Source organism: Polynucleobacter sp. 15G-AUS-farblos, from assembly GCF_018882445.1.
Classification (GTDB): domain Bacteria; phylum Pseudomonadota; class Gammaproteobacteria; order Burkholderiales; family Burkholderiaceae; genus Polynucleobacter.
The window spans coordinates 1-810 of record NZ_JACVOM010000013.1 but is presented as its reverse complement, the minus strand read 5'-3'; the positions used below and the strand labels follow the sequence as shown (position 1 = coordinate 810).

The following is an 810-nucleotide window of genomic DNA, read 5'->3' as shown; positions in this document are numbered from 1 at the left end:
TAAAGCGTTCAGCGCTTAAACCAGGACGTCCTAAGTAACCCCTTGCTAAACCCATCCCCGCAATATAAAGCTCACCCACCACGCCAGTAGGTACCGGCTCTAAGTTGGCATCTAGAACATAGAGTTGGGTGTTCCAGATGGGGTAGCCAATGGGGGGAAAATCAGACCACTGGTTGGCATCTTCCTCTAAAGAGTAATTGCTGACTACGTGACTTTCAGTAGGGCCATAAAAATTATGTAAACGTGCACTCGGATGCTTTATGAAAGCTGAACGTATTTCAGGAGTAATTTTTAATTGCTCTCCTGCTGTGAAGATTGCGTTTGGCCAAGCCTTTATATCAAAAATATTGCAAGCCTCTGCCATATTACTTAAAACAACAAATGGAGTATATAAATTTTCAACCTGGTGTTTACCAATGAACTCTACTAATTCTCTACCATCTTTACGGCGGGTTTCATCTATTAAAATTAATTTTGCACCACGACAAAGGGTGGCAGCAATTTCTTCTGCAGAAGCATCAAATCCAAAAGGCGAGTATTGCAATGTACGATCACCAGAATTCGGTAAGGTCTTCTCTTGCCATAGAATGAGATTTAATAAGGATCCATACAAAAATTCTACGCCCTTGGGTCTCCCGGTGCTTCCAGAGGTGTACATGACATACACAATATGGTTTAAATCGAGTGGCGCTACTAACTCACTGTCTTGTATTGGCGCAGCCGAGTAAGTCGCTAGCTCAGCTGCTTGGGCTAAAAGATCAATCACCGCAGGTATCGCTGCTGGGCTTGATGCGAGCTTAGCTAGTTGCA

1 protein-coding gene is annotated in these 810 nt (G+C 43.6%); it reads right to left on the bottom strand.

Going from position 1 to position 810, the window contains the following annotated elements:
- Positions 1–810, bottom strand: an 810-nt coding sequence (locus ICN41_RS11185) for an AMP-binding protein (protein WP_216293007.1), incomplete at both ends; no start/stop codon positions are given.